Below are 21,303 nucleotides of genomic sequence, written 5' to 3'. Positions count from 1 at the left end.
GGGTGCTCCTGTTCAGTTGTCTTCGGTACTGCCCCACCCTAGCGAAGAGGTCGCGGTCGGTAGTCTGCGGTCGTGAGCAGCCGACGCGTCGTGATCGCCGCCGCGGGCGGAGCGGCCGTGGGTCTGGCCGGGCTGTTCGTCACCGACACCTTCGACGACGCCCTGCGCGCCGTCGGCGCGACACCCAAGCCGCTCCCCCGGCCCGAGGACACCTCGCTCATGCGGGCTGTCATCGAGGACCAGCAGCGTGTGCTGGCCGTCGCCCGCGGTGCCGCGAACGCGCCCGCGGTCACGCTGCTCTCCGCCCAGCTGGAGCAGCTGGGCGCGACGCCCGGCACGGGGACCGGCGCCGGTGATCTCGGTGCCGCCCTGCGCACCGCGTCCCGCCACCGGGCCATCGACGCCCGCGCGGCCATCGCGCCGGAGTTCGCCCAGGTGCTCGCGGCGATGTCCGCCGGCCTCGCCCAAGCGGTGGCGCTGACATGAGCACGGCGACCGAGCTGCGCCTCACGCAGCGCTGGCTGGCCCTCGAGCACGAGGCGATCTGGACCTTGGGCCTCGTGGGCGCCCGCGTCCCCGCGCTGGCCGACGCCGCGGAAGACGCGCTCGCGGCCCACTCGACCGTCCGCGACCGCCTCGGCGACGTGGTCCGGGAGCTCGGCGGCTCCCCCGTGGCCACCCAGCCGTCCTACGACGTCCCCGAGCCCACGAACGCGAAGGCGGCTCGCGCGCTGGTGCGCGACGTGGAGGCGCGCATCGCCGCGGCGTGCGTGCGACTCGTCGCCGCCACCGCCGACCAGGCCCGCGACCGAGCGGTACGCGGCCTGCGCGCGGCCGCGGTGGCCGAGGTGCGCTGGGGCGGCGAGCCGCAGCCCTTCCCCGGCCTCGACTGACGTGCCCGGGCGCGTCAGGCGCGGGCGGTGAGGGTGGCGACGAGCTCGCCCACGGGCACGTCGGTGCGCTCGCCGGTGGCACGGTCCTTGAGCTCGACGACGCCGTCGGCCAGGCCCTTGCCCACCACGACGATCGTCGGCACGCCGATCAGCTCGGCGTCCTTGAACTTCACGCCCGGCGACATCTTCGGACGGTCGTCGTAGAGCACGTCGAAGCCGGCCGTCTCGAGGTCGGCGACGATGGCGTCGGCGCCCTCGAACAGCTCGGGCGCCTTGCCCGCGACGACGAGGTGGACGTCGAACGGCGCGACCTCCTTGGGCCAGACGATGCCCGACTCGTCGTACGAGCCCTCGACCACGGCGGCCACGGCGCGCGAGACGCCGACGCCGTAGGAGCCCATCGTGACGGTGACGAGCTTGCCGTTCTCGTCGAGCACCTGCAGGCCGAGCCGCTCGGCGTACTTGCGCCCGAGCTGGAAGATGTGACCCATCTCCATGCCCCGGGCCAGCTCGAGCGGGCCCGAGCCGTCGGGCGCGGGATCCCCCGGACGCACCTCGGCGGCCTCGATCGTGCCGTCGGACGTGAAGTCGCGGCCGGCCACGAGGTCGAAGACGTGGGAGCCGTGCACGTCGGCGCCCGTGATCCAGCTGGAGCCGTCCACGACGCGCGGGTCGGTGAGGTAGCGGATGCCGGTGGCGTTCTCGGTGCCGAGCACGCCGGGGCCGATGTAGCCCTTGGCCAGCGCCGGGTACTTCGCGAACGCGGCGTCGTCGAAGGGCTCGATCTCGGCGGGCGACACCTGGGCCTCGAGCCGCTTCGTGTCGACCTCGCGGTCGCCGGGCAGGCCGATCGCCAGCGGCTCGGTGGAGCCGTCGGGGTGGCGCAGCATCACGAGGACGTTCTTGAGCGTGTCGGCGGCCGTCCACGGACGGTCGTCGCGCGGGAACGCCGCGTTCGCGTGGTCGACGAGGGTCTCGATCGTGGGCGTGTCGGGCGTCAGCTCCGCGTGCGCGCCGGGCAGTCCGTCGAACGCGATCGCGTCGGGTACCACGGTGGTCACGGCCTCGACGTTGGCCGCGTAGCCACCGGGCGAACGGACGAACGTGTCCTCGCCGGTCTCGGAGACGACGAGGAACTCCTCGCTCGCCGAGCCGCCCATCGCACCGGAGTCGGCCTGGACGATCACGTAGTCGAAGCCGAGCCGGTCGAACACACGGATGTAGGCGGCGCGGTGCGCCTGGTAGGCCTGCTCGAGGCCCTCGTCGGTGACGTCGAACGAGTACGAGTCCTTCATGATGAACTCGCGGCCGCGCAGGATGCCCGCGCGGGGTCGCGCCTCGTCGCGGTACTTCGTCTGGATCTGGTAGAGGATCGCGGGCAGGTCCTTGTAGGACGAGAACGTGTCCTTCACCAGCAGGGTGAACATCTCCTCGTGCGTGGGACCGAGCAGCATGTCGTTGCCGCGGCGGTCCTTCAGCCGGAAGAGGTTGTCGCCGTACTCGGTCCAGCGATCGGTGGCCTCGTAGGGGTCGCGCGGCAGCAGCGCCGGGAAACGCACCTCCTGGCCGCCGATCGCGGCCATCTCCTCACGGACGATCGCCTCGACCTTCGCCAGCACCCGCAGTCCCAGCGGCAGCCACGAGTAGATGCCGGGGGCGACGCGACGCACGTAGCCGGCGCGGACGAGCAGCTTGTGGCTCGGAACCTCGGCATCGGCGGGATCGTCGCGCAGGGTACGGAGGAACAGCTGACTCATGCGCATGGCACGAGGTTATCGGCTGGGGCACCGGCCGCCGTGGCCGCCCGACGGGTTCAGGAGCGGCCGGAGCGCGCGAGGTTCAGCGCCGCGCGGATCAGTGGCCACTGCAGCGGCAGCCGGGCGACGACGCCCACCTTGTAGGCCGGGGAGGCGCGGCGGCTGCCGACCACGTCGACCGCCATCTGCACGTTGGCCGGGAACACCGCGGCCAGCAGGCCCGCGGAAGCCAGCGCACCGACGCGGCGGGTGGGCGGAGCGATCACGGCGGCCGCGCAGACCAGCTCGGCCACGCCGGAGGCCAGCACGAGCTGGCGGTGACGCGGCAGGAAGCGCGGGACGATCCGCTCGAAGACCTCGGGTCGCACGAGGTGGATGACGCCGGACACGGCGAAGGGGACGGCGACGAGCGCCAGGTCGGTGCGGCGGGTCATGGGACCTCTCAGAGCAGGATCGAGGCGAACGTCTCGACGTGGCGGAAGCCCACACGCTGGTACGTGCGAAGAGCCGGGGTGTTGTGGGAGTTGACGTAGAGGGTGACGGCGGGCGCCACCGAGCGGCGCACCTGGCGGATCACCGAGGCGAGGGCCGGGGCGGCGACTCCCGTGCCTCGCAGGTCGGGGTGCACCCAGACCCCCTGGAGCTGGCACCCGGTGTCCGTCGCTGCGCCCACCTCGGTCTTGAACAGCACCGTGCCGTCCTCGATGATCGCGTAGGACCAGCCCATCGTCACGAGCTGGGTGACGCGGGCGCGGTAGCCGCTCGGCGAGCCCACCGACTCGGGATGGATCCCGACCTCCTCGGTGAACATCGCCACGCAGGCCGGGTAGAGCGTGTCGACCTGGTCGATCCCGACCGGACGCACCCGCGGGTCGAGCGGGACGTCGCTGTCGTGCTTGAGCACCATGAACGGCTGGTTGGGTCGCGGTGAGCGCGCGGGGCCCCACTCGTGCTTGACCCGGTCCCACAGGGGCAGGACGGCCTTGGCCGGGCCGACGAGCGAGCTCGGCTTGTGGCCGTGGGTGAGGAGCCGGTCGCTGAACGCGTCGATCGCCGCGGGCGTGGCCTGGGCCGGGACGACGTTGGCCCCGACGTGCAGCAGCGAGACGGCCTCGCCGTCCTCGAAGTAGCCCCACAGCTCGGCACCGAACCAGCGGCGGTCGAGCCGGGTCGAGTCGACGCGATGGCGCACGAACATGTCGACGAGCGGCTCACGATCGAGCACGTCGTGGATGAGGTCGAGGTCGGCTCGTCCCAACGGCCTCACGTAGGAGGACGTCGCTGCGGGCGGATCGCAGACCTCGGTCATGGCAAAAGCCTACCCGGGCGTCAGCCGACGGACCGAGGACTTCAGGAGACGGAGACGGACGCCGAGCCGCCGTCGACCGGCTCCATCGTCTCGGCGATGCGCATCGCCTCTTCGATGAGGGTCTCGACGATCTGGCTCTCGGGCACGGTCTTGATGACCTCGCCCTTGACGAAGATCTGGCCCTTGCCGTTGCCCGACGCGACGCCGAGATCGGCCTCGCGGGCCTCACCCGGACCGTTGACGACGCAGCCCATGACGGCGACGCGCAGCGGCACCTCGAGGCCGTCGAGACCGGCGGTGACCTGCTCGGCCAGCGTGTAGACGTCGACCTGGGCGCGCCCGCACGAGGGGCACGAGACGATCTCGAGCTTGCGCGGGCGCAGGTTGAGCGACTGGAGGATCTGGATGCCGACCTTGACCTCCTCGACCGGCGGGGCCGAGAGGGAGACGCGGATCGTGTCGCCGATGCCCTTGCTGAGCAGCGCGCCGAAGGCGGTGGCGCTCTTGATCGTGCCCTGGAAGGCCGGACCCGCCTCGGTGACGCCCAGGTGCAGCGGCCAGTCGCCACGCTCGGAGAGCATTTCGTAGGCGGCCACCATCACGACGGGGTCGTTGTGCTTGACCGAGATCTTGAAGTCGTGGAAGTCGTGCTCCTCGAAGAGCGAGGCCTCCCAGACGGCCGACTCGACGAGCGCCTCGGGCGTGGCCTTGCCGTACTTCTCCAGCAGGCGCTTGTCGAGCGAGCCCGCGTTGACGCCGATGCGCAGCGAGACGCCCGCGTCCTTGGCGGCCTTGGCGATCGCGCCGACCTGGTCGTCGAACTTGCGGATGTTGCCCGGGTTGACGCGGACCGCGGCGCAGCCGGCGTCGATCGCGGCGAACACGTACTTGGGCTGGAAGTGGATGTCGGCGATGACCGGGATCTGGGACTTCCTGGCGATCGCGGGCAGGGCCTCGGCATCGTCCTGGCTGGGGCACGCGACGCGCACGATGTCGCAGCCTGCGGCGGTCAGCTCGGCGATCTGCTGCAGCGTGGAGTTGATGTCCGACGTCAGCGTGGTGGTCATCGACTGGACCGAGATCGGGGCGTCACCGCCCACGTCGAGCGAGCCCACCTTGATCTTGCGGGTGGGACGGCGAGGGGCGAGCACCGGCGGCGGGGCCTCGGGCATTCCGAGGTCGACGCCGGTCACGAGAGCCTCACCGGATTGACGATGTCGGCATAGATCAGGACCACACCCATGACTATAAGGACGAGCCCAACCCCATAGGCGACCGGCAGCATCTTCGCGACGTCCACGAAGCCCGGATCGGGCCGTCCGCGCAGTCGCGCGAACGTGCGGCGGATCTGCTCCCAGAGGGCGCCGGCGATGTGGCCGCCGTCGAGCGGCAGCAGCGGGATCAGGTTGAACAGCCACAGGAAGAGGTTGAGGCTGGCCAGCAGGCTGATGAGGCGCTGGGTGCGTTCGGCCCACGTGGGGTCGTCGTACGTGACGAGCTCACCGGCGACCCGACTGGCGCCGACGACGCTGACCGGACCCTCGGCGTCCCGCTCGGCGCCGAAGGCCGCCTTGGCGACGTCGACCATGCGCGCCGGCAGGTGGACCAGCGCGTTCGCCGTGGCGCCGATCATGTCCCCCATCTGGACGACGACGAAGCCCGGGCCCTGCCGCTCGGTGACGAAGGTCGGGGAAACGCCGAGGAAGCCCACGTTCTCGGTGCGATCGGGGTCGTCGACGGCGGCCCGCGCGAGCACCGAGGTGTTCACCGTGACCTCGCGCTCGGCACCGTCGCGCTCGAACCCGATCGTGGCCTCGCTGTCGCCGTTGCGGCGGATCAGCGTGGTGACCTCGGTCCAGTCGTCGAGCGGCTCGCCGTTGAACGTCGTCAGGACATCGCCCGGCTCGAGACCAGCCTGGCGCGCCGGGGTGACGGGGTCGGCATCGGTGCACGCGCGGCCGGCCTCCGCGTCGGTGATCGCGCAGTCGGACACCGCCGAGACCGTGGTGGTGGGCGTGGGCACCCCGAACGCCATGAAGGAGATCGAGAACAGCACGGTGGCGATGAACAGGTTCACCGTGGGCCCGCCGGCCATGACGATGACCTTCTGCCACCACGGCTTGCGGTAGAACAGGCGGTCCTCGTCGGCCGGGTCGATGTCCTCGTACTCCGCGGCACGTGCGTCGGTGGCCATCTGGGTGAACAGGCCCGTGTTCGAGGAGCGCACGACGAGGTGGCCCTCGCGGTCGCGCTCCTCGCGCTCGGGCGGGAGCATGCCGACGAGCTTCACGAAGCCGCCGAGCGGGATGGCCTTGAGGCCGTACTCGGTCTCGCCGCGCTTGACCGACCACAGGGTGCGGCCGAAGCCGACGAAGTACTGCGTGACCTTGATGCCGAACTTCTTGGCGGGCCACATGTGCCCGACCTCGTGCAGCGCGATCGAGGCGGCCACGCCGATGAGGAAGAGGACGACTCCGAGGGCGTACATCATCGGCTGGTCACCTCGGCCCGTGCGGCGACGACCTCGCGAGCGCGAGCGCGGGCGCGGGCGTCGGACTCGAGAACCCGCTCGACCGACAGGTCGCCGGTGGCGGCGTCGGGGTCGGCGAGGTGGTCGTCGACGATCTCGGCGACGGTGTCGACGATGCCGAGGAAGTCGAGGTCGCCGGCCACGAAGGCGTCGACGCAGACCTCGTTGGCGGCGTTGAACACGGCTGGCGCGGTGCGACCGAACTCACCGGCGCGACGGGCGACGCGGATGGCGGGGAACGCCGTGTCGTCGAGCGGGAAGAACTCCCACGCGGTCCGCGAGCTCCAGTCGCAGGCAGGAACGGCGCCGGGAACGCGGCGCGGCCACGCCAGGCCGAGCGCGATCGGCAGCTTCATGTCGGGCGGGGACGCCTGGGCCATCGTGGAGCCGTCGACGAACTCCACCATCGAGTGGACCACCGACGTGGGGTGCACCACGACCTCGATCCGGTCGTAGCCGATCCCGAAGAGCAGGTGCGCCTCGATGACCTCGAGGCCCTTGTTGACGAGCGTGGCCGAGTTGATCGTGATGACCGGGCCCATGTCCCACGTGGGGTGCGCCGCCGCCTGCTCGGGCGTGACGTCGCGCAGCTCCTCACGGGTGCGGCCGCGGAACGGACCGCCGCTGGCGGTCAGCACGAGACGCCGCACGTCCTCGGGCTCCTCGCCCCGCAGGGCCTGGGCGAGCGCGGAGTGCTCGGAGTCCACCGGCACCAGCTGGCCCGGCTTCGCGGCGTCGAGCACCAGGTCGCCGCCGATGATGAGCGACTCCTTGTTGGCCAGCGCAAGCGTGGCGCCGGTCTCGAGCGCAGCCAGCGTGGGCATCAGTCCGACCGCTCCGGTCATGCCGTTGAGGACCGTGTCGGCGGGCACGCGCGCGGCCTGGACGGCCGCCTCGGGGCCGGTGACGAGCCGGGGCAGGCGATACTCCCCCGCCGACCAGCCGCGCCGCTGCGCCTCGGCGTAGAGGGCCAGCTGCACGTCCTGCGCGGAGGTGGCGTTGGCGACCGCGACCACCTCGACGCCGAACTCCAGCGCTTGGGACGCCAGGGTCGCCGGATCGGCGCCTCCGGCGGCCAGCGCCACCACGTCGAACCGGTCCGGATTGGCTCGCACCACGTCGAGCGCCTGCGTGCCGATCGACCCGGTGGAGCCCAGGACGACCACCCGCGAACTCATGGGCTCCATTGTGGCACCGGCGGACGAACGCGGGGTCGTCCCCCGCGAACCGGTCAGGTCAGCGTGCCACCGTGCAGGAGGGTGGCCAGCACGTCGCCGTACGCGCGCTCCATCCGCTCGCCGTAGTCGCCCTCGTCGTGCACGGCGGCCGGGGCCGGGTCGACGCGGCCGGCGCGCAGGACGAGGTCGAGCTCGTACTCCTCCTCGCCGTCGTGGATCGTGGCCGGATCGCCCTCGATCGCGAACGAGGCGTCGCTCGCGGGCTCGGCGCCCAGACGCACGACGGCGAGCACGCTCACGACCCAGGTGTGCCGGTCGGAGACGGAGAGCCGCACGGGCGCCCCGGCACGCAGGCCGAGGTCGCGGAGCCCGCCGGCGAGCGACGCCGACTCGTGCAGCAGCTGCGCGTACGAGAGCGAGCCGGTGGCCGTGACGAGCGCCAGCTCGTCGGCGCGCCCTGCGACGACGTGGGAGTCCAGCGCGCGGAAGGCGATGCTCTGCGGTCGTGTCATCAGATCCCCCTGAAGATCGGGTCGCGCTTCTCGGTGCGGGCCAGGGCCGCCTCCTTGACGTCCTCGCTGGCCCAGACGTCGGCGAAGCTCTGCGTGATGCGCTCGTCGTCGTCGGTCGAGCCGTTGAGGACGAGCTTGTTGTGGGCCAGCGTCAGCGGTGCGAGGCGGGCGATCTCGTGCGCCCACGCGATCGCGTCGTCGAGGGTTCCCGCGCGGTCGGCCAGGCCGCAGTCGAGCGCCTCGTCGCGGTCGATCGTGTCGGCGGCGAGCATGACGCGACGGGCGCGCCCGGTGCCGGCGAGGTCGGCCAGCGTGCGGATCGTCCAGGCATCGACCGCCATGCCGTTGCGCGCGGTGGGGACGGCGAACCTGGCCCTCTCGTCCACCACGCGCAGGTCGCACGCGATGGCGAGCTGCGTGCCCGCGCCGATCGCCGGGCCGTTGACGGCCGCGATGATCGGCACCGGCACCTTCGCGAGGTGGTGCAGCATCCGGTAGAGCGCCTCGATGAACTCGTCACCGTAGACGCCGTCGAGGTCGGCGCCGGCGCAGAAGGCCGACCCCTCCCCCGTCACGACGAGGACACGCGCGCCCTGCTCGACCGCGCCGGTCGCGGCCTCGTGCAGCTCGCGGCACAGCGCCAGGTTGAGGGCGTTGCGCCGGTCGGGCCGGCGCAGGGTCAGCACGACGACGTCGCCGTCGCGCGCGGTGGTCAGCAGGTCGGACATGCGATCCAACCTAGCGAGCGACCACCGCGCCGACGGCTCGGCCTCACTTCACTTCGGTGCGCTGGATCCTCAGGAAGCCGAGCACGCCGGGCAGGACCACCCAGAGGCAGAAGGTGAACGCGAAGCGCAGGTACTCCAGCGCCCCGACGTCGACCGGCTCGCCCATGACGTCGTCACCGGAGATCAGCGGCGTGGCCGCGTAATTGAAGTCCAGCCACGGCAGCAGATCGCGCGCCCAGCCGAAGAGGGCCATCAGGATGGGGTACGCCACGACCGGCAGGATCAGCGCGACGACGTAGAAGCTGGCCACCGCGGCCGGCGTGTTCAGCAGCAGCGACGCGAACGCGAACGCCATCCAGAAGAACGCCAGCTGCAGCACGACGGTCCAGAACAGCTCCTTGCCGGTGAGGTTCCAGACGACCTCGTGGTCGGTGAGCATGCCGTAGAGGACGTTGCCGAGAGCACCGAAGACGGCCGCCAGCACGAGCGTGCCCAGCGCGAGCAGCGTGACGGCGGCGAACTTCGCACCGATGACGCGGCCGCGGTGGGGCTGCAGGCTGAAGGTGGTCAGGTGCGTGCGCTGGCTCCACTCGCTGCTCACGGTGAGGATCGCGAACACCGGCAGCAGGATCGACAGCGGGATGGTCATGATCTGGGCGAAGCCCGAGGCCGTGATCGTCACGTCGTCGTTGAGGGCCAGCACGAGCAGCGTGAGCGCCATGGCCAGGAGCAGGAGCCCGCCGGTGATGATGAACAGCCACAGGCCGCCGCGGGTGTCGAACATCTTGCGCAGCTCGACCCTCACCTCGCGGCCGAAGGGGATCGCGGGGCGGGACAGGTCGATCGTCGACCCGGTCGTGGTGGTGCTCATGACTGGACTCCTTCGGTGGCGATGAGATCGCGCTGGTCTTCGGCGGTGAGCTGCAGGAACATGGCCTCCAGGCCGGCTCCGTCGGCCTCGCGCAGCTCGAGCAGGGGCACCCCGGCCTTCGCGGCGGCCAGGCCGACCTCCTCGGGCGACGCCGGAGAGGTGACCGCGTCGGACGCGACGATCGCCTCCAGCCCGGCTCCCTTCAGGGCCTCGAGCAGGGCGACCTGGTCGCGGGCCCGGACGCGGGATCCCGCGGTCTTCAGCAGCTCGTCCTTCGTACCGCTGGCGACGATCCGGCCGTGCCCGATGACGATGAGGTCGTCGGCGATGATCTGGATCTCGTGCAGCAGGTGCGACGAGAGCATCACGGTGCCGCCGCGGTTGGCGTACTCGCGCAGCAGCTGGCGCATCCAGTGGATGCCGGCCGGGTCGAGGCCGTTCGCCGGCTCGTCGAGGATGAGGACCTTCGGGTCGCCCAGCAGCGCGTGGGCGATGCCGAGGCGCTGGCGCATGCCGAGCGAGTAGTTGCGGACGCGGCGCTTGGCCTCCTTCGGCGTGAGGCCGACGAGGGCAAGCATCTCGTCGACGCGCGACATGGGCAGGCCCATGGCGCGGGCACCGATGACGAGCACCTCGCGGCCGGTGCGGCCGCCGTGCTGTGCGGAGGCGTCGAGCAGCACGCCGACCTGCGTGGCGGGGTTCGGGATGTCGGCGTACGCCGAGCCGCCGATGGAGGCGGAGCCACCGGTGGGGCGGGTCAGGCCGGCGATCATGCGCATCGCCGTGGACTTGCCGGCACCGTTGGGTCCGAGGAACCCGGTGACGCGCCCTGGGCGGCACACGAACGAGACGTCGTCGACGGCGCGGAAGTCGCCGTACGACTTGGACAGACTCTGGACTTCGATCATGGGTCCCACCCTGCCGTGTCCGACCGGCACCAGACAGCCCCCGACACGCTTTTCCTGATAGCCGAAAGTAGGGGGTCGGTGCGTCCGTGGGGCGATGTGGCGCCCGCGGTGGCGGCCCTATCCTGAGGCGGTGACGCCCCCGCCCCCTCCCCTCAGCGTGTGGGGTCACGCGTGGCGCACCGTGCTGGTCCTCTGCATCAGCGCCCTCGCCTGGTGGACCCTGTTCCCGTGGCAGTGGGAGAACGCGCGCTGGTGGTGGTGGCTCGACCTCGCGACCGGAATCGCCTGCTTCGTGCTCGTGTTCTGGCGCCGCCGGTTCCCGGTGACGGTGGCTCTCGTGACGAACGTCGCCAGTGCGCTCGCCACGACGGCGGGTGGTCCCGCGACGCTCGCGCTGTTCTCGCTGTCCACCCGCCGGCGCTGGCGCGAGATCATCCCGGTCAGCGCCGTCACGATCCTCTCGGCGTTCGTCTTCGTGGGCATCGACCCCACGGTCGACTCGGGACTGCGTCTCTTCAACGCCGGCTTCGTCGTCGCGATCGTCGGGATCACCGTCGGCTGGGGCATGTACGTGGGGTCGCGGCGCGAGCTGCTGGCGACATTGAAGGAACGGGCCGAGCGCGCGGAGTCCGAGCAGAGCGCGCGTGTCTCGCAGGCCCGCACGGCCGAGCGCGCCCGCATCGCCCGCGAGATGCACGACGTCCTCGCCCACCGGATCTCGATGGTGACGATGCACGCCGGCGCCCTGACCTTCCGCGACGACCTCGCGCCCGAGGAGATCAAGCGCACCGCATCGGTCATCGAGCAGAGCTCGCGGCTCGCGCTGATCGAGCTGCGGGAGGTGCTCGGCGTGCTGCGTGACGACGTCGGCGACGGCGCCCCCGAGCCGCCGCAGCCCACCGCCGGAGCCATCGACGGGCTCGTCGCGCAGTTCCGGGACTCCGGCATGAACCTGCAGTACGACGACCGGATCGACCCGGCCACGATCCCCGACCTGATCGGGCGCACTGCCTACCGCGTCGTGCAGGAGGGGCTGACGAACGCCGCCAAGCACGCGCCGCACGCACGCGTCACGCTGCTGGTGACCGGTGGTGCGGACGACGGACTCGTGATCGAGGTGTCGAACCCCCTGCCGGCCGGTGGCCGATCGCCCGACTTCCCGGAGTCCGGTCTCGGACTGGTGGGCCTGACCGAGCGGGCCGAGCTCGCCGGTGGCCGGCTGCACCACGGAACGGTGTCCGGTCACCACGTCCTGAGAGTGTGGTTGCCGTGGAGCGCCTGACCCGAGTCCTGCTGACCGACGACGACCCCCTCGTCCGTGCCGGCCTGGCCCTCATCCTCGGGGGCGCGAAGACGATCGAGGTCGTCGCCGAGGCGGCGAACGGGCGCGAGGCCCTGGCGGCAGTGCGCGAGCAGTCCGTCGACCTCGTGCTGATGGACCTCCGCATGCCCGTGATGGACGGCATCGAGGCGACCCGCGCGATCTCCGCCGAGCCGCGCGCGCCCAAGGTCCTGGTGCTCACGACCTTCGACGCCGACGACCACATCGTGCGCGCGCTGGCCGCCGGCGCCGCGGGCTTCCTGCTGAAGGACACCCCTCCCCCGCGGATCGTCAAGGCGATCGAGGCGGTGATGGCCGGCGAGCCGATGCTGTCGCCCGCCGTGACGCAGAACCTCATCCGCCAGGTCACGGCCGACTCGACCGACCACCGCCGCACCGCCGCCGAGCGGCTCGTCGCCACGCTGACCGAGCGCGAGCTGGACGTCGCGCGAGCCGTCGGGCACGGCCGCTCGAACGCCGAGATCGCCGGCGAGCTGTTCATGAGCCTGGCCACCGTGAAGGCGCACATCTCGCGGATCTTCGCCAAGCTCGACGCCACCAACCGCGTGCAGGTGGCCATCACGATGCACGACGCCGGCCGCCTCTGAGGATTGCCTGACCCCCGCGTCGGGAATCGCTGTCGGCTCCGAGCGAGATGCTCCGAGCGTGGGCACCCAGTTCTTCGTCGACGAGACCAAGGCCAAGGGCTACGTGGTCGTGCCGGTCGCATGCCCGGATGCGGCACTCAGCGTGTCGCGCAGGGCTTTCGCGAAACTGGTTCTTCCCGGCCAACGCGCGCTTCACATGAAGAACGAGAGCGCGCGTCGTCGAAGCCAGATCGCAGGGGCCGTCTGCGATCTCCGCCATGTCGGCGTTCGTGCCTGGGTGCTCGATGCAGGTCGCGGCCCCGAGTCGGAGCTGAGCCGTCGGGAGCGGGCGCTTCGGGCTCTCGTCGTGCGGGCGGCACCCGAGGGCGCGGCTCATCTGATCCTGGACCTGGACGAGACTCTGGTCGCGCGGGATGCGAGAGCCCTTTCCGCCGCCGTACGCGAAGCCAGAGCGCCATCGGTCACGTACAGCCACCAGTCCCTCCGCGCGCAACCGCTGCTGGCACTGCCGGACGTCATCGCCTGGTGCTGGGCCCGCGGCGGGGATTGGCGGCGAAGAGTGGGGCCGATCGTCAACGACGCTCGTACGGTCTGAGAAACGCGAAACCCGAGCGCCGCGTCCGTCCGGACGGGTCTCGGGTTCACTTCCTGACGCGGAGTGCGCCAGACGTGAACAGTATGGCCCTCGACGAGGACAGAGCCAAGTGAAGCGCGAGCGCGCCGGCCGGCATGGCTCACGCCGGCCACCTCTGAGGCTCCTCGGCGTCCACCTTTTTGGAAACGGATGCACGCCACTCGAAGGGAATGAGGTGCATCCCGTCCCAAAAGTGGAGAGGGGGCGGGCTACTCGGCGGCGGCGAGCTGGCCGCAGGCGCCGTCGATGTCGGAGCCGCGGGTGTCGCGGACCGTCGTCGGGATGCCCTTGGCCTCGAGGCGGCGGACGAACTCGCGCTCGTCCTCGCGGCGCGAGGCGGTCCACATGGAGCCGGGCGTCGGGTTCAGCGGGATGAGGTTGACGTGCACCCAGCCCCAGTCGCCGTAGGAGTTCAGCACGTCGCCCAGCATGTCGGCGCGCCAGGCCTGGTCATTGATGTCGCGCATCATGGCGTACTCGATCGAGACGCGGCGCTTCGTCGTCTTCGCGTAGTTCCACGCGGCCTCGACCGTCTCGGCGACGCTGGAGCGGTTGTTGATCGGGACCAGCTCGTTGCGCAGCTCGTCGTCGGGCGCGTGCAGGCTCAGCGCGAGGGTGACCGGGATGCCCTCCTCGGCCAGCTGGCGCATGCGCGGCACGAGGCCCACCGTGGACACGGTGATGTTGCGAGCGCTCATGCCGAGGCCGTCGGGGGCGGGCGCCACCATGCGGCGCACGGCGCCGATGACGGCCTTGTAGTTGGCCATCGGCTCGCCCATGCCCATGAAGACCACGTTGGAGAGCCGGCCGGGGCCGCCGGGGATCGCGCCGGAGGACATCTGGTGGGCGGCGTCGACGACCTGGTCGATGATCTCGGCCGTGCTCATGTTGCGCTGGAGGCCGCCCTGGCCGGTGGCGCAGAACGGGCACGCCATGCCGCAGCCGGCCTGGCTGGAGACGCAGATCGTGGCGCGGTCGGGGTAGCGCATCAGCACCGACTCGACGAGTGCGTTGTCGAACAGGCGCCACAGCGTCTTGCGGGTGGTGCCCTTGTCGGCCTCGAGCACGCGCACCTGCGACAGCAGCGGCGGCAGCAGGGCGCCGACGATCGCGTCGCGCTCCTTCGCCGGGAGGTCGGTCATCAGCTCGGGATTGCGCTCGTGGCGCGCGTAGTAGTGGTGCGCGACCTGCTTCACGCGGTACGGCTTGAGCCCGAGCTCCTCGGCCGCGGCCTTGCGCTCGTCGCCCGAGAGGTCGGCGAGATGGCGCGGCGGCTTGCCCCGCCCGCGGGCCGGTGCCATCACGAGGGGCAGCGGCTTCGGATTGACGTCCGCGACATTCACCTCGTTGGCCATGACTTCAGTGTCCCAGATGGCGCCCACCCGCAACGAATCCGCGCGGCGGCGCCTCAGAGCGAGCGGTAGCGCGGCGACAGCGAGGCGACGAACTCGAGCTTGTCCAGCACCGGCCCCGCGATCACGAACGGGTAGAGCGGGTCCTTGCCCATCGAGCGGTTGATCTGGTTCAGCGCGACCGACAGCGGGATCCAGACCCCGGTCACCAGGTCGCGGAACGACCGGAACGCCCGGGCGTCGACCGTGGTCAGGCCGAAGGACTGGGCCGTGTCGATCGTGTCGGTGATGTGCAGGAAGTGCGCGAACGTCTCGGCGAAGTCCTCGAACGGGTGCATCGTCGCGTAGGCGCTGATGTAACGGTCGCGCCACCCCTTCGGGGGACCCTGGGCGTAGTGACGGTCGAGCGCCTCCTGGTAGTCCTGGCGCTCGTCGCCGAAGAGCTCCCGGGCCCGGTCACGGAGGTCGCCCCGGACCAGCTGCTCCTCGTAGTAGTGGCCCGTCTCGTGGCGGAAGTGGCCCAGCAGGGTGCGGTAGGGCTCGTCGAGGTCACGCCGCAGTCGCTCGCGGTGCACGCTGTCGCCCTCGGCCAGGTCGATCGTGACGATGCCGTTCTGGTGGCCGGTGGTCACCGGCACGTTGGCGCTCGACAGCAGGTCGAAGGCCAAGCCGTTCGCCGGGTCCTCGGCACGCGTGACGATCGGCAGCTCGAGCGCGTCGAGCTCGACGATCAGCCGGCGCTTGGCCGACTCGGCCCCCGGGAACGCCCGCATGCCGGCGGGATCGCTGTCCGCCGGGCGCGTACGGGTCAGTGAGCAGTTGAAGCACAGCGTGCCCTCGATGCGCGTGAGCCACGTGCACGAGGACAGCTCACGGTTGCGGCAGAGCCACCAGATGAATCCGTCCGCATCGACGTACCGGCCCTGCTCGTCGACGGGCACGATCGCCTTCTCCTCGCGGGAGAACCCCAGCTTCGTCCCGCAGGAGACGCAGGTGGAGTTCTCGAAGTAGAGGGGGTTGCCGCACTGACGACACTCGAAGGCACGCACGACCCCACCTTTCCCCCGCGGGCGCCGTGGCGCCAGTCCGACACGGCCGCCGAGGCCGAGATCACGCGAGCGGCGCGACGTCCACCTGCACGTCGAGGGTGGACGACCGCGCGTCGGTGTAGATGATGCCCTTCACCGGCGGGACGTCCTTGTAGTCGCGGCCCCACGCCACCGTGACGTAGCGGTCGTCGGCCCAGTGGTCGTTCGTCGGGTCGAGCGCGAGCCAGGAGCCGTCGGGCAGCCACACGGCCGCCCACGCGTGCGAGGCATCGGCACCGACGACGCGCTCCTTGCCCGGGGGCGGCGTCGTGGCGAGGTAGCCGCTGACATAGGCCACGGCCAGTCCGTGCGAGCGCAGGCACGACAGGGTCAGGTGGGCGAAGTCCTGGCAGACGCCGGCCCGCTGCGCGAAGACGTCGTCGATCCGGCTCGTCACGGTGGTCGCGGTCTTGTCGTAGCTGAAGTCGGCGTGGATCCGGTGCATCAGGTCGGTGACCGCCTCACCGACCGGGCGGCCCGGGGTCAGCGACACGGCGGCGTAGTCGCGCGCCTGCTCGGTCTGGTCGACCAGCGTGGACGGCAGCGCGAGGTCGACGGCGCGCCAGGCACCCGGCACGTCGGGCCGCTCGGCCGGGCGGGCGAGCTCCCACGGCGTGGCGAGCGCCTCGGGGTCGTGCACCGGAACCTGCACCTCGACCTCGCTCGTGGCGTCCACCACGAGCGTGCGGTGCGGGTCGGTGACCTGGAAGTACGTGACGGTGTTGCCGTAATAGTCGGTGTCGCGCGAGGTGTCGCCGGGCGTGGGCTCGATCCGCACGTCCACCGACTCGACCTGCTGCCACGACGAGGACCTCGGCACGACGTGCGCCAGGCCGTAGCTGTTCGAGACGTCGTCGTCGTAGGTGTAGGTGGTGCGGTGCCACACGCGGTACCTCATGCGCCCGACCCCACCGTGGCGAAGGCCAGCGAGCGCGGCGTGGGACCGGTGGCGAAGTGCACCTCGGCGACCGCGTCGGACAGCCGCATGAGCTGCTGGGCCGTGGCCTGGGCGAACCGCACGAAGTTCGGCCGGTTCTCGCCGTCGATCGCCATCAGCGCGGCGACGTCGAGCCGGTCGAGCTCCTCCAGCAGGTCGTCGACGAGGCGCTCGGGGCGCGTCGAGCCGCTCGACCCCGGCAGTGTCGCCAGCGAGGCGTCGATGGCGCGCAGGTTGAACAGCAGGGAGCGCGGGTTCGACTCGTCGAGCAGCAGCAGGTCGAGCACGGAGGTGCCCCGGACCACGCCGCGGTGCCGGCGCCGGTGGGTGATGGCGCTCTCGGCGGCCTGGAGGACGGCGTTGTGGACGTTGCGATCGACGTCGATGCCGCGGCGCACCGACAGCGTTGGGCCGATCAGGTGGCACAGCTGCAGGCTGCGCTCGATCCCCCGACCGATCTCCATGAGGTGCCAGCCCTCGTCGCGGACCATGTTCCCGGTGACGCCGTGCAGCGCGAGGATGTCGGTGAGCATGCGGCCGGCGCTCTCGCCGATCTGCCAGCCGTGCGGGTTGGCCGCCAGCGCACCGCGAGCCCGGTCCATCGCGCCGAAGACCCGGAACAGGTCCGGCGAGACCTGGTCGCGCACGCTCTGGGCGATCTCCTTGAGCCGCGCCACCGTCTGCGCGACCGAGCCGGAGCGGCGGGCGTCGAGCAGGATCGAGCGCAGGTCGCCCTCGAAGTCGGCGGGGTCGTGCGATGACGGACTGAGGGACCGCAGCAGCCGCGCGACCACGGCGAGGGTCTGGCCGCCGCTGGATCGCGGACGGCCCTGGAAGTCCTCCGCCAGCTCGTGCGTGACGATCGCGAGCCGCAGCAGGTCCTCCACGCGCTCGGCGTACCGACCGAGCCAGAAGAGGTCGTCGAGCACGCGCGGCACGGGGGTCAGCGGAGCCCGGGCGTGGGCGATGGGCGCCGTGTCGAGCAGACCCTGGTCGGGCTCCTCCGGCGACTCCTTCAGCACCCAGACGTCCTTGCTGGTGCTGATCTCCTCGGGCGACGTGCCCACGGGCGCGACGGTGGCCAGCCCGCCGATCATCGGGCGGTAGCTGGAGCCGTGCCGCAGCGTGAACGCCCGCAGGGTGACCGCGTGGGGCTGCAGGCGACCCCGGTCGAGGGTGGGCGAGACCGAGACGGCGGCCACCTCCTGGCCCACGTAGCGGTGGGGCTCGGCGGTGATCGCGGCGACGAGGTCGGCGCGCGACATCCCGCCGACCTCGAACGGCGGGTCGATCCGGCGGACGACGAGCTCGTCGAGCCGGTCCAGGAGCTGGTCGCGGCCTTCAGGCGTGCCCGCCCAGATGGTGGGGACGCCGGCCAGTCGCAGCGGCTCGTCGAGCAGCTGCTCGCACATCGCCGACATGAACGGCAGCAGCGCGGCGTTCTCCAGGACGCCCGAGCCGAGGCCGTTGACCACGGTGACCGTGCCGCGGCGGACCGCCTCGGTGAGGCCGGTGACGCCCAGCTGCGACTCCCCGCGCAGCTCCAGCGGGTCGCTCCACTCGGCGTCCACGCGGCGCAGCACGACGTCGACGCGCTCGAGGCGGCCGAGCACCCGCATCCAGACAGCGCCGTCGCGCGCGACGAGGTCGCTGCCCTCGACGAGCGGGAAGCCCAGCGCGGTGGCGATGAACGCCTGGTCGTAGGCCGTCTCCGAGGTCGGGCCCGGCGACAGCACCACGATGCGCGGGTTCTCGCGCCCCGGGGGCGCGGCCTGGGTCAAGGAGACGCGCAGGGCCTGGAAGAACGGCGCGAGCCGGTGCAGGCCTGCCTCGCGGTAGGCGACGGGGAGCACGCGTGACAGCACGCGACGGTTCTCCATCGCGAAGCCGATCCCGGAGGGTGCCTGCGTCCGGTCGGCGATGACCTGCCACTCCCCCGTCGGCGTGCGGCCGAGGTCGGTGCCGGTGACGACGAGCTGGCGGCGGTGGTCGGCGCTCGCGCGCGCCACCACCCGCAGGAAGCCGCTGTGGCCGAAGACGATGCTGGGCGGCAGGGTGCCGCTGGAGAGCAGCTCCTGCGGGCCGTAGAGGTCGAGCGAGACGGCGTTGAGCAGCTCGGCCCGCTGGGCCAGGCCCTTCTCGAGCGTGGCCCACTCCTCGGCCGCGATGACCAGCGGCACCGGATCGAGCCGCCACGACCGCTGCTCGCCGCCGGGCGGCGTGTAGACCGCGCCCTCGTCGGCCAGCAGCCGCGCGATCTCGTCGCCCACGCGGGTGAGCTCGGGCAGCGTCAGGTCGACCGCCTCGGCCGCGAGCCGCTTCCACGCGTTGCGCAGGGTGCCGTCGGGACTGGCCACCTCGTCGTAGAGGGCGGCCGACTGGCCCAACGCCGGCTGGATCACCGAGGCGGCGTAGTCACGCAGGACGGTCATGGATCAGACCAGGAGGTACATCACCAGGTACGCCACCGGCGCGACGGCGATGAGCGAGTCGAGCCGGTCCATGAGACCGCCGTGGCCGGGGAGCAGGTCGCCCATGTCCTTGATGCCGAGGTCGCGCTTGATGAGTGACTCGCACAGGTCGCCGAGCGTGGCGAAGCAGACGCCGGCGACACCGAGCACGAGGCCGGCCCACCAGGGGCCTTCGAGGGCGTAGACGACGATCAGGATGCCCGCAGCGACGCTGGCGACCATCGAGCCGGCGAAGCCCTCCCAGGACTTCTTGGGCGAGATCGTGGGCGCCATCGGGTGCTTGCCGAACAGGACGCCCGCGGCGTAGCCGCCGATGTCGGAGGCGATCGTCACGAGGATGAACGCCACGACCCGCCACGTGCCGTCGTCGGGGGCGAGCATGCGCATGACGAACACGCCCATGAGGAACAGGTAGGACAGCAGGAAGATGCCCGCGGTGGCGTCGCGGACGAAGCCGTCGCTGCCCGAGCGCAGGCGCCACGCCATCGTGGCGATGACGGTGAGCGCCATGATCGCCGCGGCGGTGTCCATCTCGTCGTAGAACGCCACGACGAGCATCGCGAGGCCGCCGACCAGGACGGGCGGCAGCGGCACGCGGATGCTCGCGGTGGACAGCGCACGGGCGATCTCGATCGCGGCGACCACCAGGGCGACGGCCGCGACCGCGACGAACAGGTCCTTGACCCAGAACAGCGACAGCAGGACCAGGGCGACGAGGCTGACGCCCACGGTGATCGCGGCGCGGAGGTCGCGGCCGGCGCGGCCGGTCTTCTTCTCGCCGGCCGCGTCGGGAGTGGGGACCTCAGACGTCAAGGAGCTCTGCCTCTTTGGACTTCAGGGCCTCGTCGATCTCGTCGACGTGCTTCTTCGTCAGTCCGTCGAGGCGCTTCTCGGCGCCGGTGTTGTCGTCCTTGCTGATCTCGGAGTCCTTCTCGGCCTTGTCGAGCGCCTGCTTGGCATTGCGACGGACGCCGCGGACCGCGATGCGGCCGTCCTCGGCCTTGGAGCGCGCGAGCTTGATGTACTCCTTGCGACGCTCCTCGGTGAGCTCGGGCAGCGTCACGCGCAGCACCTTGCCGTCGTCGGACGGGTTGACGCCCAGGTCGGAGTCGCGGATGGCCTTCTCGATCGCACCCTTGGCGCCCTGGTCGAAGGGCGCGATGATCACGGTGCGGGCCTCGGGGACCTGGAAGCTGGCCAGCTGCTGCAGGGGCGTGGGCGAGCCGTAGTAGTCGGCGGTGATCTGGGCGAACATCGCCGGGTGGGCGCGTCCGGTCCGGATTCCTTCGAACTCGTCGCGAGTGTGCTCGACCGCCTTCTTCATCCGGGTCTCGGCATCGCGCAGTGTCTCGTCGATCACGTCATGCTCCGTTGCATCGTCGGGGGTGCCCACGCTCACGCGTGGACGAGTGTTCCGATCATCTCACCACGCAGGGCGCGTGTGACCGCACCCTCGTCGTTCATGTTGAACACCATCATGGGCAGCTCGTTCTCCATGCACAGCGCGAAGGCGGCCGCGTCGACGACCTGCAGGTTGCGCTGGAGGGCCTCGTTGAAGGTCAGGCTGTCGAAGCGCTGGGCCTCGGGGTTGCGGCGCGGATCGGAGTCGTAGACCCCGTCGACGCCGTTCTTGCTCATCAGCACGACGTCGGCCTTGATCTCCAGCGCGCGCTGGGCCGAGACCGTGTCGGTGGAGAAGTAGGGCATGCCGGCGCCGGCACCGAAGATCACGACGCGGCCCTTCTCCATGTGGCGGATCGCGCGGCGCGGGATGTACGGCTCGGCGACCTGGGACATCGCGATCGCGGACTGCACGCGCGTCTCGACACCCTGCTTCTCGATGAAGTCCTGCAGGGCGAGGGCGTTCATGACGGTGCCGAGCATGCCGATGTAGTCGGCGCGCGTGCGCTCCATGCCTCGCTGACTGAGCTCGGCGCCGCGGAAGAAGTTGCCGCCGCCGACGACGATCGCGACCTGGACCCCCTCGCGGACGGCCGTGGCGACCTGGGAGGCGGCATCGTTCACGACATCGGGGTCGATGCCGATCGCACCTCCTCCGAAGACCTCACCGGAGAGCTTGAGGAGTACGCGGCGAGCCATGGGCACCAGATTAGAGGATGGTGGCTGTCCCGGTGCACGCAGCGTCGAGATCGCGGCGGCGGTCCGGAGCGTCCGGGACGGCGCGCCGTCGGGCGCCGGCGGTGCT

22 protein-coding genes are annotated in these 21,303 nt (G+C 71.3%); 5 read left to right on the top strand and 17 right to left on the bottom strand.

Translation table 11 applies throughout. The features are described 5' to 3' along the window. Nucleotides 1–72: 72 nt before the first annotated feature. Together B2363_RS09360 and B2363_RS09355 are read left to right on the top strand one after the other, a co-directional pair. Nucleotides 73–486 carry a hypothetical protein gene (locus tag B2363_RS09360; RefSeq protein WP_286929758.1) on the top strand — a complete coding sequence of 138 codons (414 nt, stop codon included), beginning with the start codon at nucleotides 73–75 and terminating at the stop codon, nucleotides 484–486. After that, on the top strand, nucleotides 483–893 hold the full coding sequence (locus B2363_RS09355) for a DUF4439 domain-containing protein (RefSeq protein ID WP_286929757.1): 411 nt from the start codon (nucleotides 483–485) through the stop codon (nucleotides 891–893). Before B2363_RS09360 ends, B2363_RS09355 begins: the two co-directional genes overlap by 4 nt. 14 nt (nucleotides 894–907) lie before the next feature. Here the strand turns inward: B2363_RS09355 and B2363_RS09350 are convergent, their stop codons facing one another. The 10 genes from B2363_RS09350 to B2363_RS09305 are packed head-to-tail and all read right to left on the bottom strand — an operon-like array spanning nucleotide 908 to nucleotide 10,686. Further along, on the bottom strand, nucleotides 908–2,650 hold the full coding sequence (locus B2363_RS09350) for a proline--tRNA ligase (RefSeq protein ID WP_286929776.1): 1,743 nt from the start codon (nucleotides 2,648–2,650) through the stop codon (nucleotides 908–910). Between the two features lie 56 nt (nucleotides 2,651–2,706). Continuing rightward, nucleotides 2,707–3,084, bottom strand: coding sequence for a DoxX family protein (locus tag B2363_RS09345; protein ID WP_286929756.1), 378 nt, complete (start codon nucleotides 3,082–3,084; stop codon nucleotides 2,707–2,709). A gap of 8 nt (nucleotides 3,085–3,092) precedes the next feature. Beyond that, nucleotides 3,093–3,959, bottom strand: coding sequence for a DUF4081 domain-containing GNAT family N-acetyltransferase (locus B2363_RS09340; RefSeq protein WP_181755433.1), 867 nt, complete (start codon nucleotides 3,957–3,959; stop codon nucleotides 3,093–3,095). A 41-nt stretch (nucleotides 3,960–4,000) separates the two neighbouring features. After that, nucleotides 4,001–5,131 (bottom strand): flavodoxin-dependent (E)-4-hydroxy-3-methylbut-2-enyl-diphosphate synthase, encoded by a 1,131-nt coding sequence (ispG, locus tag B2363_RS09335; protein ID WP_286929775.1) that lies wholly within the window; start codon nucleotides 5,129–5,131, stop codon nucleotides 4,001–4,003. Between the two features lie 17 nt (nucleotides 5,132–5,148). Beyond that, complete coding sequence (locus B2363_RS09330) at nucleotides 5,149–6,450, bottom strand: M50 family metallopeptidase (RefSeq protein ID WP_286929755.1); 1,302 nt, start codon at nucleotides 6,448–6,450, stop codon at nucleotides 5,149–5,151. Continuing rightward, the gene (gene dxr / locus B2363_RS09325) at nucleotides 6,447–7,667 is read right to left on the bottom strand and encodes a 1-deoxy-D-xylulose-5-phosphate reductoisomerase (protein WP_286929754.1); all 1,221 of its coding nucleotides are present in this window, start codon (nucleotides 7,665–7,667) and stop codon (nucleotides 6,447–6,449) included. The genes B2363_RS09330 and dxr overlap by 4 nt, the downstream gene beginning before the upstream one ends. 53 nt (nucleotides 7,668–7,720) lie before the next feature. Then, complete coding sequence (locus tag B2363_RS09320) at nucleotides 7,721–8,179, bottom strand: AMP-binding protein (protein WP_286929753.1); 459 nt, start codon at nucleotides 8,177–8,179, stop codon at nucleotides 7,721–7,723. Then, nucleotides 8,179–8,907, bottom strand: coding sequence for an enoyl-CoA hydratase (locus B2363_RS09315; protein WP_286929752.1), 729 nt, complete (start codon nucleotides 8,905–8,907; stop codon nucleotides 8,179–8,181). The genes B2363_RS09320 and B2363_RS09315 overlap by 1 nt, the downstream gene beginning before the upstream one ends. A gap of 43 nt (nucleotides 8,908–8,950) precedes the next feature. Then, the gene (locus B2363_RS09310; RefSeq protein WP_286929751.1) at nucleotides 8,951–9,778 is read right to left on the bottom strand and encodes a hypothetical protein; all 828 of its coding nucleotides are present in this window, start codon (nucleotides 9,776–9,778) and stop codon (nucleotides 8,951–8,953) included. Then, nucleotides 9,775–10,686 (bottom strand): ABC transporter ATP-binding protein, encoded by a 912-nt coding sequence (locus tag B2363_RS09305; protein ID WP_286929750.1) that lies wholly within the window; start codon nucleotides 10,684–10,686, stop codon nucleotides 9,775–9,777. Before B2363_RS09305 ends, B2363_RS09310 begins: the two co-directional genes overlap by 4 nt. 130 nt (nucleotides 10,687–10,816) lie before the next feature. Here B2363_RS09305 and B2363_RS09300 point away from each other — a divergent pair, with 130 nt between their 5' ends. The 3 genes from B2363_RS09300 to B2363_RS09290 are packed head-to-tail and all read left to right on the top strand — an operon-like array spanning nucleotide 10,817 to nucleotide 13,210. Further along, nucleotides 10,817–11,968, top strand: coding sequence for a sensor histidine kinase (locus B2363_RS09300; protein ID WP_286929749.1), 1,152 nt, complete (start codon nucleotides 10,817–10,819; stop codon nucleotides 11,966–11,968). Further along, a complete protein-coding gene (locus tag B2363_RS09295) occupies nucleotides 11,956–12,615 on the top strand; it encodes a response regulator transcription factor (protein ID WP_313601042.1) in 660 nt (219 codons plus the stop codon). The genes B2363_RS09300 and B2363_RS09295 overlap by 13 nt, the downstream gene beginning before the upstream one ends. 58 nt (nucleotides 12,616–12,673) lie before the next feature. After that, entirely contained in the window at nucleotides 12,674–13,210 is a 537-nt protein-coding gene (locus B2363_RS09290; RefSeq protein ID WP_286929748.1) for a hypothetical protein, read from the top strand. Between the two features lie 248 nt (nucleotides 13,211–13,458). On the opposite strand, the gene rlmN is transcribed toward B2363_RS09290, so the two are convergent. The 7 genes from rlmN to pyrH all read right to left on the bottom strand — a co-directional run bounded on the left by rlmN (nucleotide 13,459) and on the right by pyrH (nucleotide 21,203). After that, a complete protein-coding gene (gene rlmN / locus B2363_RS09285) occupies nucleotides 13,459–14,604 on the bottom strand; it encodes a 23S rRNA (adenine(2503)-C(2))-methyltransferase RlmN (RefSeq protein ID WP_181755425.1) in 1,146 nt (381 codons plus the stop codon). 53 nt (nucleotides 14,605–14,657) lie between these two features. Further along, complete coding sequence (locus tag B2363_RS09280) at nucleotides 14,658–15,650, bottom strand: zinc-binding metallopeptidase family protein (protein ID WP_286929747.1); 993 nt, start codon at nucleotides 15,648–15,650, stop codon at nucleotides 14,658–14,660. 61 nt (nucleotides 15,651–15,711) lie between these two features. Then, nucleotides 15,712–16,587 carry a transglutaminase family protein gene (locus B2363_RS09275; RefSeq protein ID WP_181755423.1) on the bottom strand — a complete coding sequence of 292 codons (876 nt, stop codon included), beginning with the start codon at nucleotides 16,585–16,587 and terminating at the stop codon, nucleotides 15,712–15,714. Next, nucleotides 16,584–19,058, bottom strand: a complete 2,475-nt coding sequence (locus B2363_RS09270; RefSeq protein WP_286929746.1) for a circularly permuted type 2 ATP-grasp protein — start codon at nucleotides 19,056–19,058, stop codon at nucleotides 16,584–16,586. Before B2363_RS09270 ends, B2363_RS09275 begins: the two co-directional genes overlap by 4 nt. A 3-nt stretch (nucleotides 19,059–19,061) precedes the next feature. Then, a complete protein-coding gene (locus B2363_RS09265; protein WP_286929745.1) occupies nucleotides 19,062–19,910 on the bottom strand; it encodes a phosphatidate cytidylyltransferase in 849 nt (282 codons plus the stop codon). After that, entirely contained in the window at nucleotides 19,900–20,421 is a 522-nt protein-coding gene (gene frr / locus B2363_RS09260; protein ID WP_376785966.1) for a ribosome recycling factor, read from the bottom strand. Before frr ends, B2363_RS09265 begins: the two co-directional genes overlap by 11 nt. A 71-nt stretch (nucleotides 20,422–20,492) precedes the next feature. Continuing rightward, nucleotides 20,493–21,203 carry a UMP kinase gene (pyrH, locus tag B2363_RS09255; RefSeq protein WP_286929744.1) on the bottom strand — a complete coding sequence of 237 codons (711 nt, stop codon included), beginning with the start codon at nucleotides 21,201–21,203 and terminating at the stop codon, nucleotides 20,493–20,495. Between the last annotated feature and the right edge of the window lie 100 nt (nucleotides 21,204–21,303).

It is taken from the genome of Aeromicrobium sp. UBA7512, assembly GCF_002476985.1.
Classification (GTDB): domain Bacteria; phylum Actinomycetota; class Actinomycetes; order Propionibacteriales; family Nocardioidaceae; genus Aeromicrobium; species Aeromicrobium phoceense.
Note: the sequence above shows the minus strand (reverse complement) of the source record. Positions and strands in the feature narration are given on the sequence as shown.